The following is an 18,062-nucleotide window of genomic DNA, read 5'->3' on the forward strand; positions in this document are numbered from 1 at the left end:
TTCCTATCCTTCAGTTTTTCCTTCAGTTTTGTTGCTTTGCGTGTTCCTGGTTTGCCTGGTGCCTGTCTGTGTCCTGCCAGGTTCTGCTGTGGCTGTTTCGGCGAGAAGGTCTGCGATCCGGTCGGCGCGCTGCCGCCAGATGACCTCATACTCGTCCAGCAGGCGGCGGGCCCGCTGCAGTCCGTCGTGGTTGGCCCGCACAATCTGCTCCCTTCCCCGCTTCTCCTTGGAAACAAGGGAAGCGCGTTCCAGCACCGCCACGTGTTTCTGGACGGCTGCGAAACTCATGGCGTAGAGGGCAGCGAGCCCGGAGACCGAGTACGCGCCCATTGTCACGCGCCGCACGATGTCCCGGCGGGTCGTATCGGCGAACGCTTGGAACAGGCGGTCAAGTTCTTCGTCGCTGAGCTGGGCCTGGAGCTGATCTACAACCATTTGGTTGTAGAATAGTCGGGACGCTCGGGCGTGTCAATGGGCGGCGGAACTGTCCCGAATGGCCCTGACGCTGCGCGGCATTGAGCCGATGTGCCGGCTGTGCGGCGAGCGTAGAGTGAGCCCATGAAGCGTGTGGTGATCGACCGCTTCGGCGGCCCCGAGGTCCTAAAGGTAATGGAGGTCGACGATCCCCGGCCAGGTCCGGGCGAAGTCCGCGTCAAAGTCCTGGCATCGGGTGTCTCGTTCACCGACACCCAGCTGCGGGTCGGCACGTATCTCGGCGGGCCGAAGCCGCCGTTCACGCCCGGCTACGAGCTCGTCGGCATCGTTGATGAGCTCGGGCCCGGCTGCTCGCGGGTACGAATGGGAGACCGAATCGGCGCGCTGACGGTGTGGGGAGCCAACGCCGAGCGCGTCTGCGTGCCGGAGGTGTACGCCGTCGCGGTGCCCGAGGACCTCGACCCGGCCGAGGTTGTGAGCCTCGTCTTCCCCTACATGACCGCATACCAGCTGCTTCACCGCACGGCCAAGGCGAAGTCCGGGGAGAGCGTTCTGGTTCACGGCGCGGCCGGCAGGGTAGGCACCGCCGTCCTCGAGCTCGGAGCGCTGGCAGGCCTTCGTCTCTACGGGACCGCTTCCGGCCCGGACTGTGAGGCGGCGGAGCGGCTGGGCGCGGTGGCGATCGACTATCACAACGAGGACTTCCTGGCCCGGGTGCGCGGGCTCACCGGCGACGGCGTGGACGTTGCCCTCGACGGGCTCGGCGGACCGGTGTCGCTGCGCTCCTTCCGCGCACTGCGGCCCGGCGGACGGCTGGTCGTGTTCGGCCGCTACGCCACCATCACGCGGGGGCGCAAGAACTGGCCCGGGGTGATCGCCTGGTATGCGGCAACCGGGAGCGTCGCGGTCTGGGGCGTGCTCTCACCCCGCCGAAAGGTGCTGTCCTACCGCATTCAGAAGTTGCGCATCCACCACCAGGACTGGTTCCAGGCGGACTTCCTCGCGCTGCTCGAGATGCTCCGCCGCGGCGAGATTCACCCGGTGGTGGCCGAGCGTCTGCCGCTTTCCGAGGTTCGTCGCGCCCATGAACTGCTGGGGAGCACCGCGGCGAAAGGGAAGATCGTGCTCGTGCCCTAAGCCGGCATGGCCGCCGCCGCGGCACTACGCGCACGGCCTACGGCCGACCGTCGAGTTCGCCGGAAACCCGCGAGCTCGCCGGAAGGTTGCGGCGAGCCCGCACGTGTCCGGCGAATTCGCGCGCCGCCCCGCCGCGCCGCAGTCCGCAGCCCCGCCGCCCCTGTGACCATCGGCGTGCCCGGGCCGGCGATGAAGGATAGTTTGGAGGCATGACGGCAAGTTACAGGTACGACGTCGAGGTCCTGCACCTCCTCGTCTCGCCGGCGCACGCCTACTTCGGCCGCTCACGGGATGGCGCGGCCCAGGTCCCCACCGCAGACGCGGACCGCGTCGAACTGGTGGCCGGCAAGGGCATCGTCGGCGACCGGTTCTTCGGCAAGGCCGCCCACATGGACGCCGCCGTCACCCTCCTCTCGATCGAGGCCCTCGAAGCGATGGCCGCAGAGCTGGGAGCCGAGCCCTTCGACCCGCTCCTGACCCGGCGCAATGTTGTCCTCAGGGGCGCACACCTCGCTCCCCTGCTCGGCGAAGAGTTCGCGCTGGAATCGAGAGGGGACGTGGTCCGGCTCCGGGCCGGACGGCCAGCCCACCCCTGCGCCTGGATGGACCGGATGCTCGCCCCGGGTGCCCACGCCGCCATGCGCGGGCGGGGAGGCGTGCGCTGCCAACCGCTCTCCAACGGCATCCTGAGTCGCGGGCCGGCCGTGTTGGTCAGCCCGGTGCCGCTCGAGCCCGGGCAGGCCGGCATCGCCACGCTGCTGCGCCCGTCGCGGCTGCCCTAGCCCACACGCGCCGCGGCCGGTACCCGAACCCGCAGTGGGAGCCCGCTCGGGCTAATCCCGCTCGGCGATCGCTTTCACGCCCTTGACGAGACTGTCCCACATGCCCTTCGAGTGCTCGGCTTCCTCGGCACTTGCGTTGTTGTCCTGCGAAAGCGTCAGTTGCGTGGCGCCGGCCCGGTCCCCGAGCGTCCAGGTGAGCGTGTGGTAGTTCTCGGGCGCATCCTCTTGGCCGCTCAGCGGGCTGAAGTGCGTGACAACGAGCCGCCGGCCGGGTTCAAACTCCAGGACGCTGCCCCTGTCCTCATACGCCTTGCCGTCCCAAACGCCGCGCCACACGATGGGTCCGCCGACCGTCCAGTCGGTCGCGACATCAGTGCCGAACATGAACTCCTTGATGGCGGCAGGGTCGGTGAGCACGGACCATACGCGGCTTGCGGGCGCCTCGATGGTGATGGTCGACGTCGCCACATACTTCCCAGTCATAGCGTTCCCTTTCCTCACAGATTCGGTCAGCGCCGGCAGCGCCCGGCACCGAGACTACTCCGCCGATCAGAACGTCTGTAAGCCCGTCCCGCCACCGCGGCATCTTTCGAGCCGCTGCCCCGCCCGCCGCCTACGCTGGATAGATGGCGATGGCGGCGGCCTTGATGACGAAGTGGACGGTCATTCCGGGGGTGAGGCCGAGGTCGGCTGACGCGGCCGGGGTGATGTCGGCGAAGAGGCCTCCGGCATGGACGCGGATCTGATCGCCGTGCGGCTCAAGGTCCGTGATTCTCACGGGGAATGAGTTTCGCGGGCTGCCGTGCTCTTCGGTGAGGAACACGGACACTGCCGAGGGCGGGAAGACCGCCACGCCTTCCTGCCCGGGGCCGAGGGTGCCGTCCTGGTGGCCCGCAACCACCATCCCCTGGGCGGTGGTGACGCCGGCGTCACTGACGGTGCCGGCCACCAGGTTCAGCCCGGCCAGGCCGGCGGCGAACCGGCTGCGCGGCCTTTCGAGGACTTCGCGGGTCGGTCCTGCCTCGCTGATCCGGCCGTCCTCGAGGACGATCACCCGGTCTGCCAGCATCAGTGCGTCCAGGATGTCGTGGGTGATGATGATGGCCCTGCGGCCGGCGAGGACGCGTTTAAGGAGCCGGCGGAGCAGCGGGGCGGCGTGGATGTCGAGGGCGGCCATGGGTTCGTCGAGCAGCAGCAGCTCAGGGTCGGCGGCGAGGGCACGGGCCACGGCCACGCGCTGGGCCTGGCCGCCGGAGAGCTGTCCGGGTCGCCGCGCGGCGAGGTCCCCGGCGTCGACTTCGGCCAGCCAGCGCATGGCCGTTTCCCGGGCCGCGGCGCTGGACGCGCCGGCGCTGCGGGGCCCGAACGCGACGTTGTCCAGGGCGCTGAGGTGGGGAAAGAGGAGGGCCTCCTGGGCCAGGAGCGCCGTACCCCTGGTGTGCGGCGCCCTCCAAATGTTCTTGTCTGCCGCCAGGTCGAACAGGACCCTGCCGCCGAGTACGGCCTTGCCCGCGTCGGGGCGCAGCAGGCCGGAGATGATCGAGAGGAGGGTCGATTTCCCGGCCCCGTTCGGGCCCAGGATGGCGATGGTCTCGGCCGGTCCGAGGCTGAGGGAGACCTCGAAGCCCCGTGCAGCGAGTGTTGCGTCCAGCTGAAAGGTCACCGGAATGCCCCTTCCGGTGCTGCGTCGACGCGGGGGCGCCGGTAAGAGAGCCCGACGACGGCCACAGCCACGGCGACCAGCAGGAGGGAGAGCGCGACGGCGGCGTCGGCGTCGGTTTCGCGTTGCAAATAGATCTCCAGCGGGAGGGTGCGGGTGACGCCTTGCAGGCTGCCGGCGAACGTCAGGGTGGCCCCGAATTCGCCCAGGCTGCGGGCGAAGGACAGCACGGCGCCGGAGGCCAGGCCGGGCAGCACGAGCGGGATGGTCACCCGGCGCAGCACAGTGCTCGGGCGTGCCCCGAGTGTGGCGGCGACCGCCTCGTACTTGTTGCCGGCGGTGCGCAGGGCGCCTTCGAGGCTGACCACCAGGAACGGCAGGGCGACGAAGGTCTGGGCGAGGACGACGGCGGTGGTGGAGAAGGCGATCTGGATGCCGGCCATTTCGAGGCTTCTGCCCAGGAGCCCCTGGCGTCCGAAGGTGTAGAGCAGGGCGATGCCTCCCACCACGGGAGGCAGGACCAGCGGCAGCAGGACGAAGGCCCTCAGCAGCCGCTGGCCAGGGAACGGGCTCCGGGCAAGAACGAGCGCCAGCGGCACACCGAGGACGACGCAGGCGGCAGTGCTGGTTGCCGAGGTCCGCAGGCTCAGACCGAGTGCCGTCAGTGAAGATTCGGAGGTGATCAGCGGGATGAACTGCGGCCAGTTGACCTTGGCCACCATGGCCACCAGCGGCAGCAGGACGAAGACTGCCCCTGCCGCCGCGATGGCGTAGATCCACGGCGGGATGCCGGTGTACCCGGTGCCGCTGCGTCGGTTCATGCTGTCCTTTACGGGGTGCCGAATCCGGCGTCGCTCAGGACTTTCTTGCCCTCGCTGCCGGTCACCGTCGCGATGAAGGCAGCGGCCAGCTCCTTGTTCTGGCTCGTGCCGACGGTGGCGATCGGGTAGGTGTTTACGGCCTGGTCCGACTCGGGGAAGGGGATGCCTTTAATCTTGTCGCCGGCGGTCTTGACGTCGGTGACGTAGACCAGTCCGGCGTCGGCTTCACCGGAGGTGACCTTGCCCAGGACATCGGTGACGGAGGATTCCTCGCTGACCGGCGCCAGGGTGGTGCCGGTGGCTTTTTCGACGGTGTCGGTCGCGGCGCCGCAGGGAACCTGGGGTGCGCACACGACGACCTTCACGCCCGGCCTGGCCAGGTCCGCGAACGAGCTGATCGACGCCGGGTTGGACGGCGGGACCGCGATCTCCAGGGTGTTCGTGGCGAAGTTGGCCGGGGCGCCGTCGGTCAGTTTCGCGTCGGTCAGCTTGGTCATGTTCTTGGTGTCGGCGGAGGCGAAGACGTCGGCCGGGGCGCCCTGGGTGATCTGCGTGACCAGATCCGAGGAGCCTGCAAAGTTCAGCGCGATTTTGGTGCCGGGGTGCTCCGCCTCGAAGTCGCTGGCCAGCTTGGTGAAGGTCGCCTTCAGCGAGGCCGCGGCGAAGACGGTGATCGTTCCGGTGAGAGCCGGCGTGGTGGACCCGCCGGCCGCGGCGGTGCTGCCTCCGGTGGCCCCGGGCGCGCCGGAGGCGCAGCCGGCCAGGCCCGCGGTCAGGGCGCCGGCGACCAGCAGCGCGGTGACGTGCCGGCGGGGCAGGCTCATATGACGCTCTTTCCGTGGGGCGTTTCGATGATGACCGTGGTGGCTTTGACCACGGCAGTGGCGACGGATCCGAGCTCCAGGCCCAGTTCCCGGACGGCTTCACTGCTCATCAGGGACACAACGCGGAAGGGGCCGCACTGCAGCTCAACCTGCGCCATGACTTTGTCCTCGGTGATGCCCGTGACCAGGCCGACGAACCGGTTGCGGGCCGAGCTGCCCACGCGGGCGGGGTCTTCGGGCAGCTGGGCCTGGTCGCGGGCGAGGCGGGCAAGTTCCAGGCCGTCCACGGCCAGCCGGCCGGAGTCATCCTTGACCGGGGTGAGGATTCCGTTCTCGGTCCAGCGCCGGACAGTGTCGTCACTGACCCCGAGAAAACGTGCGGCTTCTGATACGCGAATTTTCGGCATAGCTCCATGATCTCCTATTTGCGGAGTATTTGAGCACTCCAATCCGCAAATCAGTCTAAAACCGTCCCCCTGAGGCTTATCCGAGGTCTGGCGGGGGTCCGCCAGACCTCTGCTGGGGCGCTGCGCCTAGGCCAAGACCTTGTCCAGCTTGGTGAACGAGGTGCCCCACCCCTCGCGCGTCATGTCCAGCCATTCGGCGCTGGCGAACGGGCCTTGGGTAAGGTGCAGCCGGGTCCGGCCGCCCAGGTCCTCGAACTCAAGCCGCATTTCGGGCCGGCGGGTGATGCCGGCGTCGGGCTCCGCCCGTTGGGTAGCCACCAGGAGCGCCGGCGGGTCGTAGACGGAGATCACGGCGTCAATTGGCCCCTCCTTGGTGACGCCGTCCTCTTCGTAGACCATAACCAGCTGCCATGCGCCGCCGACGCGGGGCTCCACGACGATCCGATCCCGGGGCGAGTCCACCCCCACGGGGCCGAACCAGGCGGCGAGCTGGTCCGGATCGGTGAAGGCATCGAAGACCAGTTCGCGGGGAGCATCGAACTCCCTGGTCATGGTGAGGGTGTGGGACTCATGAGTGTTCTGCTGCACGTTCATTGCCAGGCTCCTGATTCTTGGGAACTTGCTGGATCTTTCGCAAATGCGCATCGAGGCGGCTGAAGCTGGCATCCCAGAAGCGCCTGTACTCTTCCATGTATTCGGCAACCTCGCGCAGCGGCGCGGCCTCGAGCTTCGAGGACCGCCACTGCGCATTCCGGCTCCGGGTGATCAGCCCGGCGGCTTCGAGCACCTTGAGGTGGCGGGAGATCGCGGGGAGGCTGATGTCGAAGGGCTCGGCCAGCTCATTCACGGTGGCCTCGCCCTCGGCCAGCCGGGCCAGGATGGCCCTGCGGGTGGGGTCGGCGAGCGCCGAGAAGATGAGGCTGAGCCGATCGACTGGCATCGGGATGCGCCCTTCGTATTTAACACTCCTGCTAATTAACTGATGTGTTAAATATGCTCCTGCGGCGAGCCCTGCGTCAAGGGTTTTCTGCTCCAGCCCCCAATGCGGGAGCTCCCTCGATTTCGGCGCCGACCCGGACCATAATCGGGGGTAACCAGACAACGTTCTGCCGAGAGGAGCCGGCCGTGGCAACTACAGCCTTGCGGGCAGGGATAAGGTATGCGGCAGCCGCGCTCACGCTGGGGATGGTTCTTCTGACCGGGACCGGCTGCTCCTCCGACAATCCAGCGGAAACCGCGAAGATCACGCCGGCGACCAACGGGATCAACACCGTGGTCGGTCCGATGAAGCTGGCGGACATGCTCATCCTCTCCCACGGAGCGGACCAGCCCGGACGGATCATGGGAACCTTATTCAACACGTCCTCAACGGACGCGACCGTCACCATAACTGGGGCAACAGGTTCGAAGGTATCGATTCCGGTCAAGGCCAACGGCGAAACCTCCCTGGCCCAACCCCCGGCCATGATGCTGGACCCCACGGCGGGATCTCCCGGTTCCTTGGTCACGGTCCGGGTGAGCGAAGACTCCACGGGTACGTCGGCCGATGTTCAACTCCCGGTCCTCGACTCCACGCTGCCCGAATATCAGTCCTACATGCCCGCAACGCCGGGGAGCACTGCCACACCATCTGGGACCGGGTCCCCCAGCCCCAGTCCCAGCCCCTCCCCTAGTCCCAGCCCGTAGCTCGGGCCCCACGCACCCGTTAGGGAATGGCCGCGACGACGTCGATCTCGACCAGGAAGTCCCCCAGGAACGACCCCACCGTGGTTCGCGCCGGATAGGGGGCTTCGATGAACTCTGCGTAGATTGCGTTGAACCCGTCAAAGTCCCGTCCCGGGTGGTGCAGATGCACGGTTGCCTTGACCACGTGGGAAAAGTCCAGGCCGTGCCCGCCCAGGACGGCGGCCAGATTCTTCATGGTCTGCGCGGTCTGTTCTTCAATGGTGGAGCCGACAGGTTCGCCGGTGGCCGGGTGGTGCGGAGTCTGGCCGGCGGTGTAGAGGAAGCCGTTGGCGGCGATGGCCTGGGAATAGGGGCCTGCCGGGCTGGGTGCGAGGCCGGTGCTGATCTTCTGTCGCGACATGGCGCTGTGTCCTTTCATGCGGCCGGCCTGCTGGCCGGCCGGGGTGTGGCTGATGTGCGGCCGGCCTGCTGGCCGGGCCGGGGTGGCTGAGGTTCTGGTTGCTGATGTTTTAGAGGACCTTTGAGAGGAAGGCCTGCGTGCGTTCGTGTTGCGGGTTGCCGAGTACATCGGCCGGGGCCCCGCTTTCGACCACGACTCCCTGGTCCATGAACACCACCTGGTCGCTGACCTGGCGGGCGAAGCCGAGTTCGTGCGTCACCACCACCATGGTCATCCCCGCCTCGGCCAGGGACTTCATGACGTCGAGCACCTCGCCCACCAGTTCCGGATCGAGCGCCGATGTTGGTTCGTCGAAGAGCATGAGCCTGGGTTTCATGGCCAATGCGCGCGCAATCGCGATCCGCTGTTGCTGCCCACCGGAGAGCTCCTGGGGGTATGAGTGCCCCCGGTTACCGAGTCCGACGCGGTCCAGCAGGGTCTGCGCTTCGGCGGTGACCTCGCTCCGGGGCCGGCCCAGGACATGAACGGGCGCTTCCACGATGTTCTCCAGCACGGTCATGTGCGGGAAGAGGTTGAAGCGTTGGAACACCATTCCTGCGGTCCGCCGCGAGCGTGCTGTCTGCCGCTCTTTCATTTCGTAGAGCCGCCCGTTGCGCTCGGCGTAGCCGACCAGCTGTTCGTCCACGTACAGGCGACCGGCGTCGACCTTTTCCAGGTGGTTGATGCAGCGCAGGAAGGTCGTCTTTCCGGAACCGGACGGGCCGATCAGGCAGGTCACCGAGCCGCGTTCGACCCTCAGATCAATGCCCTTGAGGATTTCCGTTGAGCCGAAGCTCTTGCGGACGCCCTGGGCTTCCACCATGGCGGTGTTCGTCGTAGTGTCCTTGTCTTTGACCGGCGGGTCCGTCGCGGCGCTGCGTCGAAGCCGCGGCCATAGCGCCGTTCGAGTTTGGTTTGGAAGAAGCTGAGGATGGTTGTCATCAGCAGGTACCAGAGGCTGGCGACAATAAGCAGCGGGATGGTTTGGTAGTTGTTGGAGTAGATGATCTGGGCCGAGTACAGCAGGTCCGAGATCGCCAGGACGCTGACCAGGGCCGTGCCCTTGAGCATGGAAATGACCTGGTTGCCGGTCGGCGGCAGGACCACGCGCATCGCCTGGGGAAGGATGACCCGGCGCATGAGCTGGCTGCCGTTCATCCCCAGGCCCCGGGCGGCGTCGTACTGGCCCTTGTCCACCGAGCCGATGCCGCCGCGGATGATCTCGGCCATGTAGGCGGCCTCGTTCAGGGACAGTCCCAGCAGCGCGGCGCCAAGCGGCGTGATGAGCACATTGGCCGAACCCAGGACCAGGGAGGGTCCGCCGAGGGGAAGACCGAAGGCGATCACCGGATACAGGGCGGCGATGTTGTACCAGAAGATCAGCTGCACCAGCAGCGGTGTGCCGCGGAAGAACCAGATGTAGCCCCGGCTGATGGTGCTCACGATCGGGTTGGCCGAGAGCCGCATGACCGCCAGGACCGTGCCCAGCGCGATGCCGACGCTCATGGACACCACGGTCAGGAGGATGGTCAGCCCGGCCCCGGCGATGATCTGCGGGGCGAGGAGATAGGAGACGACCACGTCCCAGTGGTACCGCTGGTTCACCGCCACGTCCCACGCGGCGCTGAGCGCGACCAGAATGAGGACGACGGCGCTCGCCAGCCGGAGCGGGTGCCTGAGCGGCACCACCGGGATGGAGTCGCCCGGCGCCGCCGGCGTGTCCTGAAGGGTGCCGGGGATTGAGTGTTGTTGCTGCATTGTGCTCACCTCCTATTGGGCGAAATTGACGCGGGCGTCGGTAATGGCGCTGGACTCCAGGCCGTACTTTCCGAGCACCTTGAGGTAGGAGTCGCTCTGGATGACACCGGAGAGGGCAGCGGAGACGGCTTTGACCAGGCCGGAGTCCTTGGGCAAGCCCACACCGACCGGCGTGAAGTCATATTTTGAGGCGATCTCGATCTGCGGGTTCTGCGTGGCGGCGAAGTTCAGGATGGGTGAATCCGCCAGGACGGCGTCCAGCCGTCCGCTGCCAAGAGCGGAGATTGCCTGCCGCGTGTCCTGGAACTCGCTTCTCTGGATGGTGTCCTTGCCGCCCGTGGTGCAGGCCTTGTCGTACTCGGGGACGTTGACCGTGAGCTGGTAGGAGCCGGTCAGGAGGCCCAGCTTCTTGCCGCACAGGGCGTGTTGATCGGTGATCCCCTGCGGGTTCCCCTGGGCCACGGCAATCGAGTTGCCCATTTGCATGTAGTCAACGAAGTCCAGGACCTCCATGCGCTTTTCCGTGGGGGTCATCGAGGAGACGGTCATGTCGTACCGGCCCGCGGCAATCCCCGGGATGATGGAGTCGAAATTGGCCACCTGGATTTCCACCTTCACGCCCAGGGCCTCACCGAGGAGGCGTGCGATGTCCGGGTTGGTCCCCGTCATCTCTTGGGTTCCTTCCCGGTAGAACTGTGTCGGCGGCTCGTTGGTGGGGATGGCCACGCGCAGGACTCTTGTTGATTTGATCGCTTCCGGGAGCAACTGTGCGGCGGCGTCGTTGACCGCGAGGGCGGGGACTCCGGCGCCATTCCCGGCGGAGTCTCCCGACGGCGTCGCCGGTGTCGACGCCAGGGTGGCGGGGCTCGGCGCGCAGGCGGTGGCCGCGAGCAGGAGGGCCGCCGTGGCCATGACGGCAGGGATGCCACGGTGAATGCGCTTCACGGGAGCAGGTGCTGTGGGGGTTTTCATCAGGGGGTCCTCAGATCGGAGTAGGCCAGCTGGGCCTGGGGATGTTGGGCAGGGGGGATTTCGGGGGGAAGGGTGCAGGCGTTGGCCTCGCTGCGGTGCCGGATCAGGTCCCGGCCCTCGTCGCGCAACTCTTGGATCGTGGATACTCCGAGGAGCATCATGGTGCGCGTCATTTCCGCTGCCAGCAGCTTCAGGACATGGGCAACGCCTGCCTGGCTGGCTGCGGCAAGCCCGTACAGGTAGGGGCGGCCGATCGAGCAGGCGTCGGCGCCGAGGGCGAGGGCCTTGACGACGTCGGAGCCGCGGCGGATGCCGCCGTCGACGATGATTTCAATCCGGCCGGCCGTCGCCTCGACAATTTCGGGCAGTACGTCCAGGGCCGAAGCCATGTGGTCCAGCTGCCTGCCGCCGTGGTTGCTGACCTGGATGGCGTCGATGCCGATCCCGGCTGCGACGACGGCGTCCCTGGGGTTGACCACACCTTTGAGAATGATGGGACCGTTCCACCGCTTCCTTAGGTCCCGGATGTCGTCCCAGTCGGTCGGTTCGTAGGACCCCGCCAGCAGGGTCCGCCACATGTCAGGGGTGCTGGAGAGCGGGCCTTCAGGGATTTCCGCGTCCAGGTTCGGGAAGGCGATCGCATCGTTGGCCAGGAATCCAAGGGCCCATCGGGGGTGCAGTGCCCCTTCGATGACGGTCTTGGGCTTGATGGACGGCGGCGCGGTGAATCCGTTGCGGTAGTCGCGTTCCCGGTGACCAATGGCGCGGCAGTCGACGTTGACCACAAGCGCTTCGTAACCGGCGTTCGAGACCCGGTCCAGGACAGCCTGCAGGAGGCCTTTGTCCGCCGTGGGCTCGAGGTTGAACCATCGTCGCAGCCCTGGTGCGGCGGCGCTGACGTGCTCCATAGTGGTGGTGCTCAAGTGCGCCAGCCCGTAGGGAACGCCGGCCTCAAGGGCCGCGCGGGCCACCGCGGACTCGCCGTCGGGGTGGAACAACCTGGTGCCCCCGGTTGGGGACAGGGTCAGCGGCATCGCAACCCGGCCGCCCAGGAGGGTTGAGCTGAGGTCCAGGCGCTCCACCGATCCCCATTTCGGCAGGAAGGCCCAGTCATCAAAGGACGTCCGGTTGCGCCGCAGGGAGACCTCGTCCTCGCCGCCGCCCTCGATGTAGTCGAACACGCTGCCGGGAAGGCGTTTGGCGGCCAGTTTCCGCATGTCTTCAACGCTGTAGCACCGCCGCGACAGCCGTTCCGCCACTGACCGGGCGGGGCCTTGAACCGCCGCCAGTGACTTGATGTCTTTCATTCTCATATCGCGTCCTTTATGTCTTGCGTGTATGAACTGCGTGGAACGCTCGATCAACTGCGTCCCTCAATGGTGACGAAGATCTCACCTTGCCTACATGTTGATTCCTCCAAAAGAATTGAATTTAACCTGTGATATCGTCCATGCATGGATCAAGGGGAACAGCCAGTTGCTGAGCTCGACCAGAACGCTGCGGTGGTGCGGTTGTCCGACTGCATCCAGCTCATGCAGGCCGATCTGGTGCATGCCAATCCCGCGCCGGACAACCTCGCCCATCCCGTCTCTGACGTCCTCATGTATGACCCCATGGACGCATGGACCAGCATCGAGGACCGGATCATCCTGGCTGTCGGGCTGAGCTGCGGCTCGCCGGATTTTGACCAGCTGCTGCACCGGGCGTCCAACAGCAACGCGGCCGCAGTGATCGTCAAGGCCCACGGGGCGTCCCTGGACGAGCTGCAATCCGCCGCGGTCCGCCACAGCCTCGCGGTCCTGGTCGCACCCGACAATGCCGATTGGACGCGGCTGGTGGCGCTGGCCCGGGCGTCGGTCATGGGCGCCGCCGTCGATTCCGTCTCCGGGGTCCGGCTCGGGGATCTCTACGCATTCGCCAACGCTGCCGCGTCCATCACCAGCGGCGCAGCCAGCATCGTGGACCCGCTCGGACGGGTGCTTGGCTATTCGACCCTGCCGGGCCAGCCCATCGACGAACTGCGCCGCGTCACCACGCTCTCCCTGCAGGAGGTCACGCCGCCCGCCTTCGACGCGGATTTCAAGATCGTCTATGCGTCCGGGAGTGCGGTGCTGATCCCGGCCGTAGATGATGAGATGCCCCGGCTGGCCCTTGCCGTGAGAGCCGGCGGTGAACTGCTCGGCTCGATCTGGATCATCGACCCCGGCGACGACAAGCGGCAGACGGCCCTGGAGGCGCTCAACAGGATGGCGCCGCTGGCAGGACTGCATATGCTCCATGCCCGGTCGGCGTCCGATTTTGGCGAACGCCGGAACGGGGACTTGATTCGAACGCTGATGGACGACACTGTCCACGCGTCCTTTGCCGCCGCCCAGCTCGGGCTCGATGCCGCCCAAGGACTCGCGGTCGCGGCTTTTTCAATCAACCGCCCGGAGTCCGGGACCCTGGAGTCGGTACGCGAAATCCACCGGCTGCTGCACCTTGTCACGACTGTCTGCAACATCCAGTTCAAAACCAGCCACACCGCCCTCATTGGCTCGGTGGTCTACGCCCTTCTGCCCTGCGGGGGAACCAGCCCGAGGACCGTGCACCGGCGCGTAGCCCAGGAGATCGGGGCGTACGCACACACGATCAGTTCCTACCCGATCATCGCCGCCGTCGGAGGCATCGCACCCAGGCTGGAAGACCTGCCTCGATCCAGGGCTGAAGCGCTGCAAACGCTGCAATATTTGCTCCACCGGCACCCGGCGGTGCCGGGCGACAGCGGCGGGCGGCCCTCCGTTGCCGGGCTCTTCGAGGACCACCGGATCCCGCTGAACCTTTTGAAAATCGGGGCATTCATCGACGACAACGGGCTTGCGGATCTCGACGACATCGCAAGGATCCAGGCCCACGACGCCGACCAACAAACCGACTATCTTCAGACCCTGCGGGCCTACCTGACGTCGAACGGAAATATCTCCGCGATGGCCGCACGCCTCCACGTGCACAACAACACCGTCCGCTACCGGGTGGGGCGCCTGGCCAAGGACTTTGACCTCGATCTGGACGACCCTCAGCAGCGGCTCTGGCTCTGGCTGCGCCTGACAACCATGGACCTGGCTCCTAAAGCGACGCCGGCGGTGCAGGAGTAGGGCAGCATGGGGCTAAATTCTCTGGCGCAGTGTCGGGGAGAGGGGTTCACTGAACTGTAGGGAAAGTGAGCGCAGGGAACGTTTAGTGCGCTATGCGGCGGAGGGAGCGTGGTCCCCGTGGGCGGACCGATTCGGGTGCTGGAATGGGGCAACCCGCAAGCGGGGCGCACGGAAGCGAGCACAGAGCCGTCATGGAAATGACCGTCCTAGCCCTCATCACCGCCGCCCTGTTCGGGTGGGCGCTGGTGTCGGCGCGGCTGCAGCAGGCGGACCTGACCGCTCCGATGGTGTTCATTGCGGTCGGCGCGGCCCTCAACTGGTCCGGTCTGGTCGATGGCTCCGCGCCCCCGGAGGCTGTCACTCCGTTGGTCGAGATCACCCTGGTGTGGGTGCTCTTCTCCGACGCCGCCCGCCTGCCGCTCCAGCAGTTGCGCCGGGACGTCAGCCGGTATGTGCGGCTGCTGGGTGTCGGCCTGCCTCTGACGATCGTGTTCGGGTGGGCCCTGGCCGCCTGGTTCTTCCCCCACTTCGGGCTGTGGCTGGCCCTCCTCGTAGGCGCGGCGCTGGCCCCCACCGACGCCGCCCTCGGGGTCCCCGTGGTGACGAATCCGGTGGTGCCGTCGCGGATCCGCCAGCTGATCACCGTCGAGAGCGGCCTCAACGACGGCATCGCCACCCCGATCGTCATGGTCGCGATCGCCGGTGCAGCCGCCGCAGCAGGCCTGGAGAGCGCTGCCGCTCCCGGCAGCGCGGCCGTCGAGCTGCTCATCGGCGCCTGTGTCGGCGCAGCAACGGGTGCACTGGGCGGGTGGCTGCTGCAGCTGGCCCGCCGGCGCGGTATCGCCGCCGAGGACTTCGCCGGCATCGGAGTCCTTGCCCTGAGCCTGCTCGCCTACACCTCCGCCGTCGCCGTGGGCGGCAACGGATTCGTCGCCGCGTTCTGTGCTGGGCTGGCCTTCGGCACGTGCGCCGGTCACCGGGCCCCGGCCGCCCTGGTCTTCGTCGAACAGGTGGGCGGCCTGGCGTCACTGCTCGTGTGGCTGGCCTTCGGAGCCATCGCCGTTCCGACCATGCTTTCGCACTTCGTCCCCCTGACCATCTTGTATGCCGTGCTCAGCCTCACGGTGGTGCGCATGCTTCCGGTGGCACTGGCCTCGATTGGTGCCGGCCTCGACCGGAACACCATCCTGTTTGTGGGCTGGTTCGGTCCGCGCGGCCTCGCTTCCCTCGTGTTCGCACTGCTGGCGCTGGAAGCCGTCGGACCGGTGTCCGACGAGGCTGTGGGCGTCATCACGGCCACCGTGCTGCTCAGCGTCCTGGCGCATGGATTCAGCGCCGCGCCGTTGGCCGCCCGCTATGGACGGGCCGCCGCCGCAGCGGGACCAGAACCTGGCGGGCCAGTGCCGGTCACACCCGCACCTGCCCGGGGCCTGAGCCGCGTGCACGTGCACATGCATGTGCCCACTGTGCGGCTTTGGCCGAAACGGCCCCGATCCTAGGCGCCGCTCGGCCATCCGCAATGAACCCGGGCCGCCGTCGTCTTTCGCGCCGGCCGGGCAGCTGTGATCAGTCTCACGCGCCAATTTTCGCCATCTGGCTTGAGCCTCCCCTGCGACGCTGTGCACTATGGAAAGGCAAAGTGGGAAACAACGGTTCCCGCCCACGCAGCCCTGACGTTCCCTCCGACGCTACGCGTCCGCAGTGAGCTTGGGGCACCCATCCTGGTGGACGCAATGAGGCCAAACCGGTGAGCTCAAAGAGCTGCCCAAGGTCTCAGGCGTTCCTGGTTTGGCCCCACGGCGGCTCCGCATCGGTGCGGCAGCCGGACCTCCGGATTCATGAATGGAAGCACTGAACAATGACGTTTGAAACTGCCACCTCTGTAACCCACAAGCTCTGGGACCGCTCCACGATGCACCACGAGCTGGACGCACTGATCCACGAACACTCGGAGCGCCACAACACCGCCAAGAGCAACATCGCGGTGCACGCCAGCGGCCCGAACACCTTCACGCTCAGCCTCAACCAGGGAGCCTAAAGCCGGGTTCCAGGCAGCTGGCAATACCAAACGACGACGGCGGGAGCCACCTCCCGCCGTCGTCGTTGTCCGTTTATCAGTCGCGCCGTAGCGTGTGACGGTGTCCGCGCCGCGCTGGGCGCATTCCCCGGCGATTTGCGTCGAGTAGACGACCGGTCCAGTCTAGGAGAATCGGCAATCGATCACAGGGAGGTCGGCGACATGGCTGTCGGTACAAAAGAACGCATCAGCGCCACGGCGCTCGAACTCTTTCACGCAAACGGATATTCAGCAACCGGGGTGCTCGACATCACCAGGGCAGCCGGTGTCCCAAAGGGTTCCTTCTACCATTTCTTTGACAGTAAGGAAGCGCTTGCGGTCGAGACCGTCGCGCTTTATCGTGCCACTACTCACGTCGAACTCCTCGACGGCCCCGGCACATCGCCGCTCCGGCGGATCCACGAACACTTGGCACATGTCACGCGAATGGCCGAGGCTGATGGCTTCAAACGTGGCTGCCTCCTTGGCAACTTCGCCAACGAGATGCCTTCGCAAAGCGCAGCGGTGACAGAGGTCGTCGAGCAGGCCCTGGAGTCGTGGACCGTGAGACTGGCCGCCGCCATCGCCGCGGCACAGGAAGCCGGCGAAATCACCAACAAGGGAGAGGCCTACCGGATGGCCTCCTTTATCGTGTCCGGATTCGAAGGCGCAGTCGCCCGCGCCAAGCTCACCAAGTCACGCGCACCCTTGAGGCGTTCCTAGAAACCGTCAGCACCGATATCCTGGCCTAGGTTGCCGGACAAAATGCTGGCGCGGGCGTGCTACATACCCCTCGGTTCAGCTTGTAGCCGGCACCAGGCCCGCGGGGTCAACCCCGGCCGCTGCAGTGGGGCTCGCCGCGCCCATGGGACTGGACCCGTAGAGCTGCCGGGCAAAGTTCTCTGACGCGGCACTGCCGATGGTTTCCCTTCTCGCCCCGTCCTTGACGGCGCCGGCGGCCCTGCCGGGAGCGTTGCTGCCTAAGGCGCAGCCGCTAGTGAGTACGACGCCGAGCAGGCCGACGGCAAGCATGTTCTTACGCAATTGCATCTCTTTTCGTTGGCCTGCGCTGCACGACTAGAACCACCAGAAGTGGGCGTCTGGGATTTTGTCGCCATACCGGAGCGGATGCCGTTCCTGTTCGGCGGTCCTCCCTACGCTCGATTTGGTCATGCTGGGTTTGGTCATGCTGGGTTTCTTCGCCCCTTCGGGCCTCCCCCTTCGACGGAGGAAAGCGCGTATCGCGCAGAAGCCGGTGGTTGGTCCCACGTTGCGGTCGGGCATGTGATCTTCTTCTTGTTGAGGGGATGGACTGCAATGGCCACGGGATTCTCGACCGGTGACTTGTTAAGCAGGTGACGATTTTTGCATTTGGAATCGTCACCTGTCAAACTGGTGACATGAAACATTCATTCGTCTGCGGCAATCCGGCCCTCGACTTCGCCGCAACGGTGCGCTCACGGCTCGGGACACCGCTGGAGATGTTCTCGTCACCTGAGAGCCTGGACGCCTGGTTCCGTGAATCGGGCATTATCGACGGGGACACCCAATTTCAACCGGCCGACCTTGAGCAGGCCATCGTGATCCGGGAGGCCATCTACTCCCTCGTTCACACCAAAATAGCCGGGGATGACTACGACGGCGACGCCCTCTCCATCGTGAACGACGCCGCCCGCACACCGCCGGCCGTCCCGCAGCTCACGCCTGACGGGCGAGTGACGGAAGCGACCCCAATAGAGGCGCTGTCAACTGTGGCACGGCATGCCATCGAGGTCCTCAGCGGACCCGACGTGCCGCTGCTCAAGGAGTGCGCGAACCACGAGTGCACCCGGGTCTACATCGATCGGTCCCGGGGAGCGCGCCGGGAGTGGTGCGCCATGGACCCCTGCGGCAACAAGATGAAAGCTGCCGCCTACCGTGCCCGCAAAAGAGAAGAGAGGCTCGTCCCTGC

The 18,062-nt window shown here is 66.6% G+C and carries 22 protein-coding genes; 8 read left to right on the forward strand and 14 right to left on the reverse strand.

Going from position 1 to position 18,062, the window contains the following annotated elements; translation table 11 throughout:
* Window positions 1-3: 3 nt before the first annotated feature.
* Window positions 4-435 (reverse strand): ArsR/SmtB family transcription factor, encoded by a 432-nt coding sequence (locus AC1DR1_RS15835; protein ID WP_364744174.1) that lies wholly within the window; start codon window positions 433-435, stop codon window positions 4-6.
* Window positions 436-558: 123 nt separating this feature from the next.
* Between AC1DR1_RS15835 and AC1DR1_RS15840 the strand changes: the two genes are divergently transcribed.
* A complete protein-coding gene (locus AC1DR1_RS15840; protein ID WP_476992867.1) occupies window positions 559-1,572 on the forward strand; it encodes a medium chain dehydrogenase/reductase family protein in 1,014 nt (337 codons plus the stop codon).
* Between the two features lie 209 nt (window positions 1,573-1,781).
* Window positions 1,782-2,354, forward strand: coding sequence for an MOSC domain-containing protein (locus tag AC1DR1_RS15845; RefSeq protein WP_229996078.1), 573 nt, complete (start codon window positions 1,782-1,784; stop codon window positions 2,352-2,354).
* 51 nt (window positions 2,355-2,405) lie between these two features.
* Here the strand turns inward: AC1DR1_RS15845 and AC1DR1_RS15850 are convergent, their stop codons facing one another.
* From AC1DR1_RS15850 to AC1DR1_RS15880, 7 genes are all read right to left on the reverse strand, one after another.
* Window positions 2,406-2,837 (reverse strand): SRPBCC domain-containing protein, encoded by a 432-nt coding sequence (locus AC1DR1_RS15850; RefSeq protein ID WP_476967256.1) that lies wholly within the window; start codon window positions 2,835-2,837, stop codon window positions 2,406-2,408.
* 130 nt (window positions 2,838-2,967) lie between these two features.
* Entirely contained in the window at window positions 2,968-4,017 is a 1,050-nt protein-coding gene (locus tag AC1DR1_RS15855) for a sulfate/molybdate ABC transporter ATP-binding protein (protein WP_476992868.1), read from the reverse strand.
* Entirely contained in the window at window positions 4,014-4,835 is an 822-nt protein-coding gene (locus AC1DR1_RS15860) for an ABC transporter permease (protein WP_229996081.1), read from the reverse strand. The genes AC1DR1_RS15855 and AC1DR1_RS15860 overlap by 4 nt, the downstream gene beginning before the upstream one ends.
* Window positions 4,836-4,843: 8 nt before the next feature.
* Window positions 4,844-5,659: a molybdate ABC transporter substrate-binding protein gene (gene modA / locus AC1DR1_RS15865; protein WP_476992869.1), complete on the reverse strand. Its 816-nt coding sequence runs from the start codon at window positions 5,657-5,659 to the stop codon at window positions 4,844-4,846.
* Entirely contained in the window at window positions 5,656-6,066 is a 411-nt protein-coding gene (locus tag AC1DR1_RS15870) for a TOBE domain-containing protein (RefSeq protein WP_229996083.1), read from the reverse strand. The genes modA and AC1DR1_RS15870 overlap by 4 nt, the downstream gene beginning before the upstream one ends.
* A gap of 126 nt (window positions 6,067-6,192) precedes the next feature.
* Window positions 6,193-6,660 (reverse strand): SRPBCC family protein, encoded by a 468-nt coding sequence (locus AC1DR1_RS15875; RefSeq protein WP_229996084.1) that lies wholly within the window; start codon window positions 6,658-6,660, stop codon window positions 6,193-6,195.
* Window positions 6,635-7,006 carry an ArsR/SmtB family transcription factor gene (locus tag AC1DR1_RS15880; protein ID WP_229996085.1) on the reverse strand — a complete coding sequence of 124 codons (372 nt, stop codon included), beginning with the start codon at window positions 7,004-7,006 and terminating at the stop codon, window positions 6,635-6,637. The genes AC1DR1_RS15875 and AC1DR1_RS15880 overlap by 26 nt, the downstream gene beginning before the upstream one ends.
* 185 nt (window positions 7,007-7,191) lie before the next feature.
* Between AC1DR1_RS15880 and AC1DR1_RS15885 the strand changes: the two genes are divergently transcribed.
* Window positions 7,192-7,752 (forward strand): hypothetical protein, encoded by a 561-nt coding sequence (locus AC1DR1_RS15885; RefSeq protein WP_476992870.1) that lies wholly within the window; start codon window positions 7,192-7,194, stop codon window positions 7,750-7,752.
* 19 nt (window positions 7,753-7,771) lie between these two features.
* Here the strand turns inward: AC1DR1_RS15885 and AC1DR1_RS15890 are convergent, their stop codons facing one another.
* The 5 genes from AC1DR1_RS15890 to AC1DR1_RS15910 form a co-directional block, all read right to left on the reverse strand.
* A complete protein-coding gene (locus tag AC1DR1_RS15890) occupies window positions 7,772-8,152 on the reverse strand; it encodes a RidA family protein (RefSeq protein WP_229996190.1) in 381 nt (126 codons plus the stop codon).
* A gap of 109 nt (window positions 8,153-8,261) precedes the next feature.
* On the reverse strand, window positions 8,262-9,014 hold the full coding sequence (locus AC1DR1_RS15895; RefSeq protein ID WP_229996193.1) for an amino acid ABC transporter ATP-binding protein: 753 nt from the start codon (window positions 9,012-9,014) through the stop codon (window positions 8,262-8,264).
* Complete coding sequence (locus AC1DR1_RS15900) at window positions 8,948-9,949, reverse strand: amino acid ABC transporter permease (RefSeq protein ID WP_476992871.1); 1,002 nt, start codon at window positions 9,947-9,949, stop codon at window positions 8,948-8,950. Before AC1DR1_RS15900 ends, AC1DR1_RS15895 begins: the two co-directional genes overlap by 67 nt.
* Window positions 9,950-9,961: 12 nt before the next feature.
* The gene (locus tag AC1DR1_RS15905) at window positions 9,962-10,921 is read right to left on the reverse strand and encodes an ABC transporter substrate-binding protein (protein ID WP_476992872.1); all 960 of its coding nucleotides are present in this window, start codon (window positions 10,919-10,921) and stop codon (window positions 9,962-9,964) included.
* Window positions 10,921-12,234 (reverse strand): alpha-hydroxy acid oxidase, encoded by a 1,314-nt coding sequence (locus tag AC1DR1_RS15910; protein ID WP_476992873.1) that lies wholly within the window; start codon window positions 12,232-12,234, stop codon window positions 10,921-10,923. The genes AC1DR1_RS15905 and AC1DR1_RS15910 overlap by 1 nt, the downstream gene beginning before the upstream one ends.
* Window positions 12,235-12,375: 141 nt before the next feature.
* Here AC1DR1_RS15910 and AC1DR1_RS15915 point away from each other — a divergent pair, with 141 nt between their 5' ends.
* The 4 genes from AC1DR1_RS15915 (at window position 12,376) to AC1DR1_RS15930 (ending at window position 16,834) form a co-directional block, all read left to right on the forward strand.
* On the forward strand, window positions 12,376-14,055 hold the full coding sequence (locus AC1DR1_RS15915) for a PucR family transcriptional regulator (RefSeq protein ID WP_476992874.1): 1,680 nt from the start codon (window positions 12,376-12,378) through the stop codon (window positions 14,053-14,055).
* 191 nt (window positions 14,056-14,246) lie between these two features.
* Window positions 14,247-15,554, forward strand: coding sequence for a cation:proton antiporter domain-containing protein (locus AC1DR1_RS15920; protein WP_229995127.1), 1,308 nt, complete (start codon window positions 14,247-14,249; stop codon window positions 15,552-15,554).
* A 359-nt stretch (window positions 15,555-15,913) separates the two neighbouring features.
* Window positions 15,914-16,093: a hypothetical protein gene (locus AC1DR1_RS15925; RefSeq protein WP_229995128.1), complete on the forward strand. Its 180-nt coding sequence runs from the start codon at window positions 15,914-15,916 to the stop codon at window positions 16,091-16,093.
* Window positions 16,094-16,294: 201 nt separating this feature from the next.
* Entirely contained in the window at window positions 16,295-16,834 is a 540-nt protein-coding gene (locus tag AC1DR1_RS15930) for a TetR/AcrR family transcriptional regulator (protein WP_229995129.1), read from the forward strand.
* Between the two features lie 75 nt (window positions 16,835-16,909).
* Here the strand turns inward: AC1DR1_RS15930 and AC1DR1_RS15935 are convergent, their stop codons facing one another.
* Window positions 16,910-17,155, reverse strand: coding sequence for a hypothetical protein (locus tag AC1DR1_RS15935; protein ID WP_229995130.1), 246 nt, complete (start codon window positions 17,153-17,155; stop codon window positions 16,910-16,912).
* Between the two features lie 356 nt (window positions 17,156-17,511).
* Between AC1DR1_RS15935 and AC1DR1_RS15940 the strand changes: the two genes are divergently transcribed.
* Window positions 17,512-18,062 (forward strand): CGNR zinc finger domain-containing protein (locus AC1DR1_RS15940; RefSeq protein ID WP_476992875.1); only part of this gene is annotated, 551 nt, incomplete at its 3' end.

Source organism: Arthrobacter sp. P4_F10, assembly GCF_056401435.1.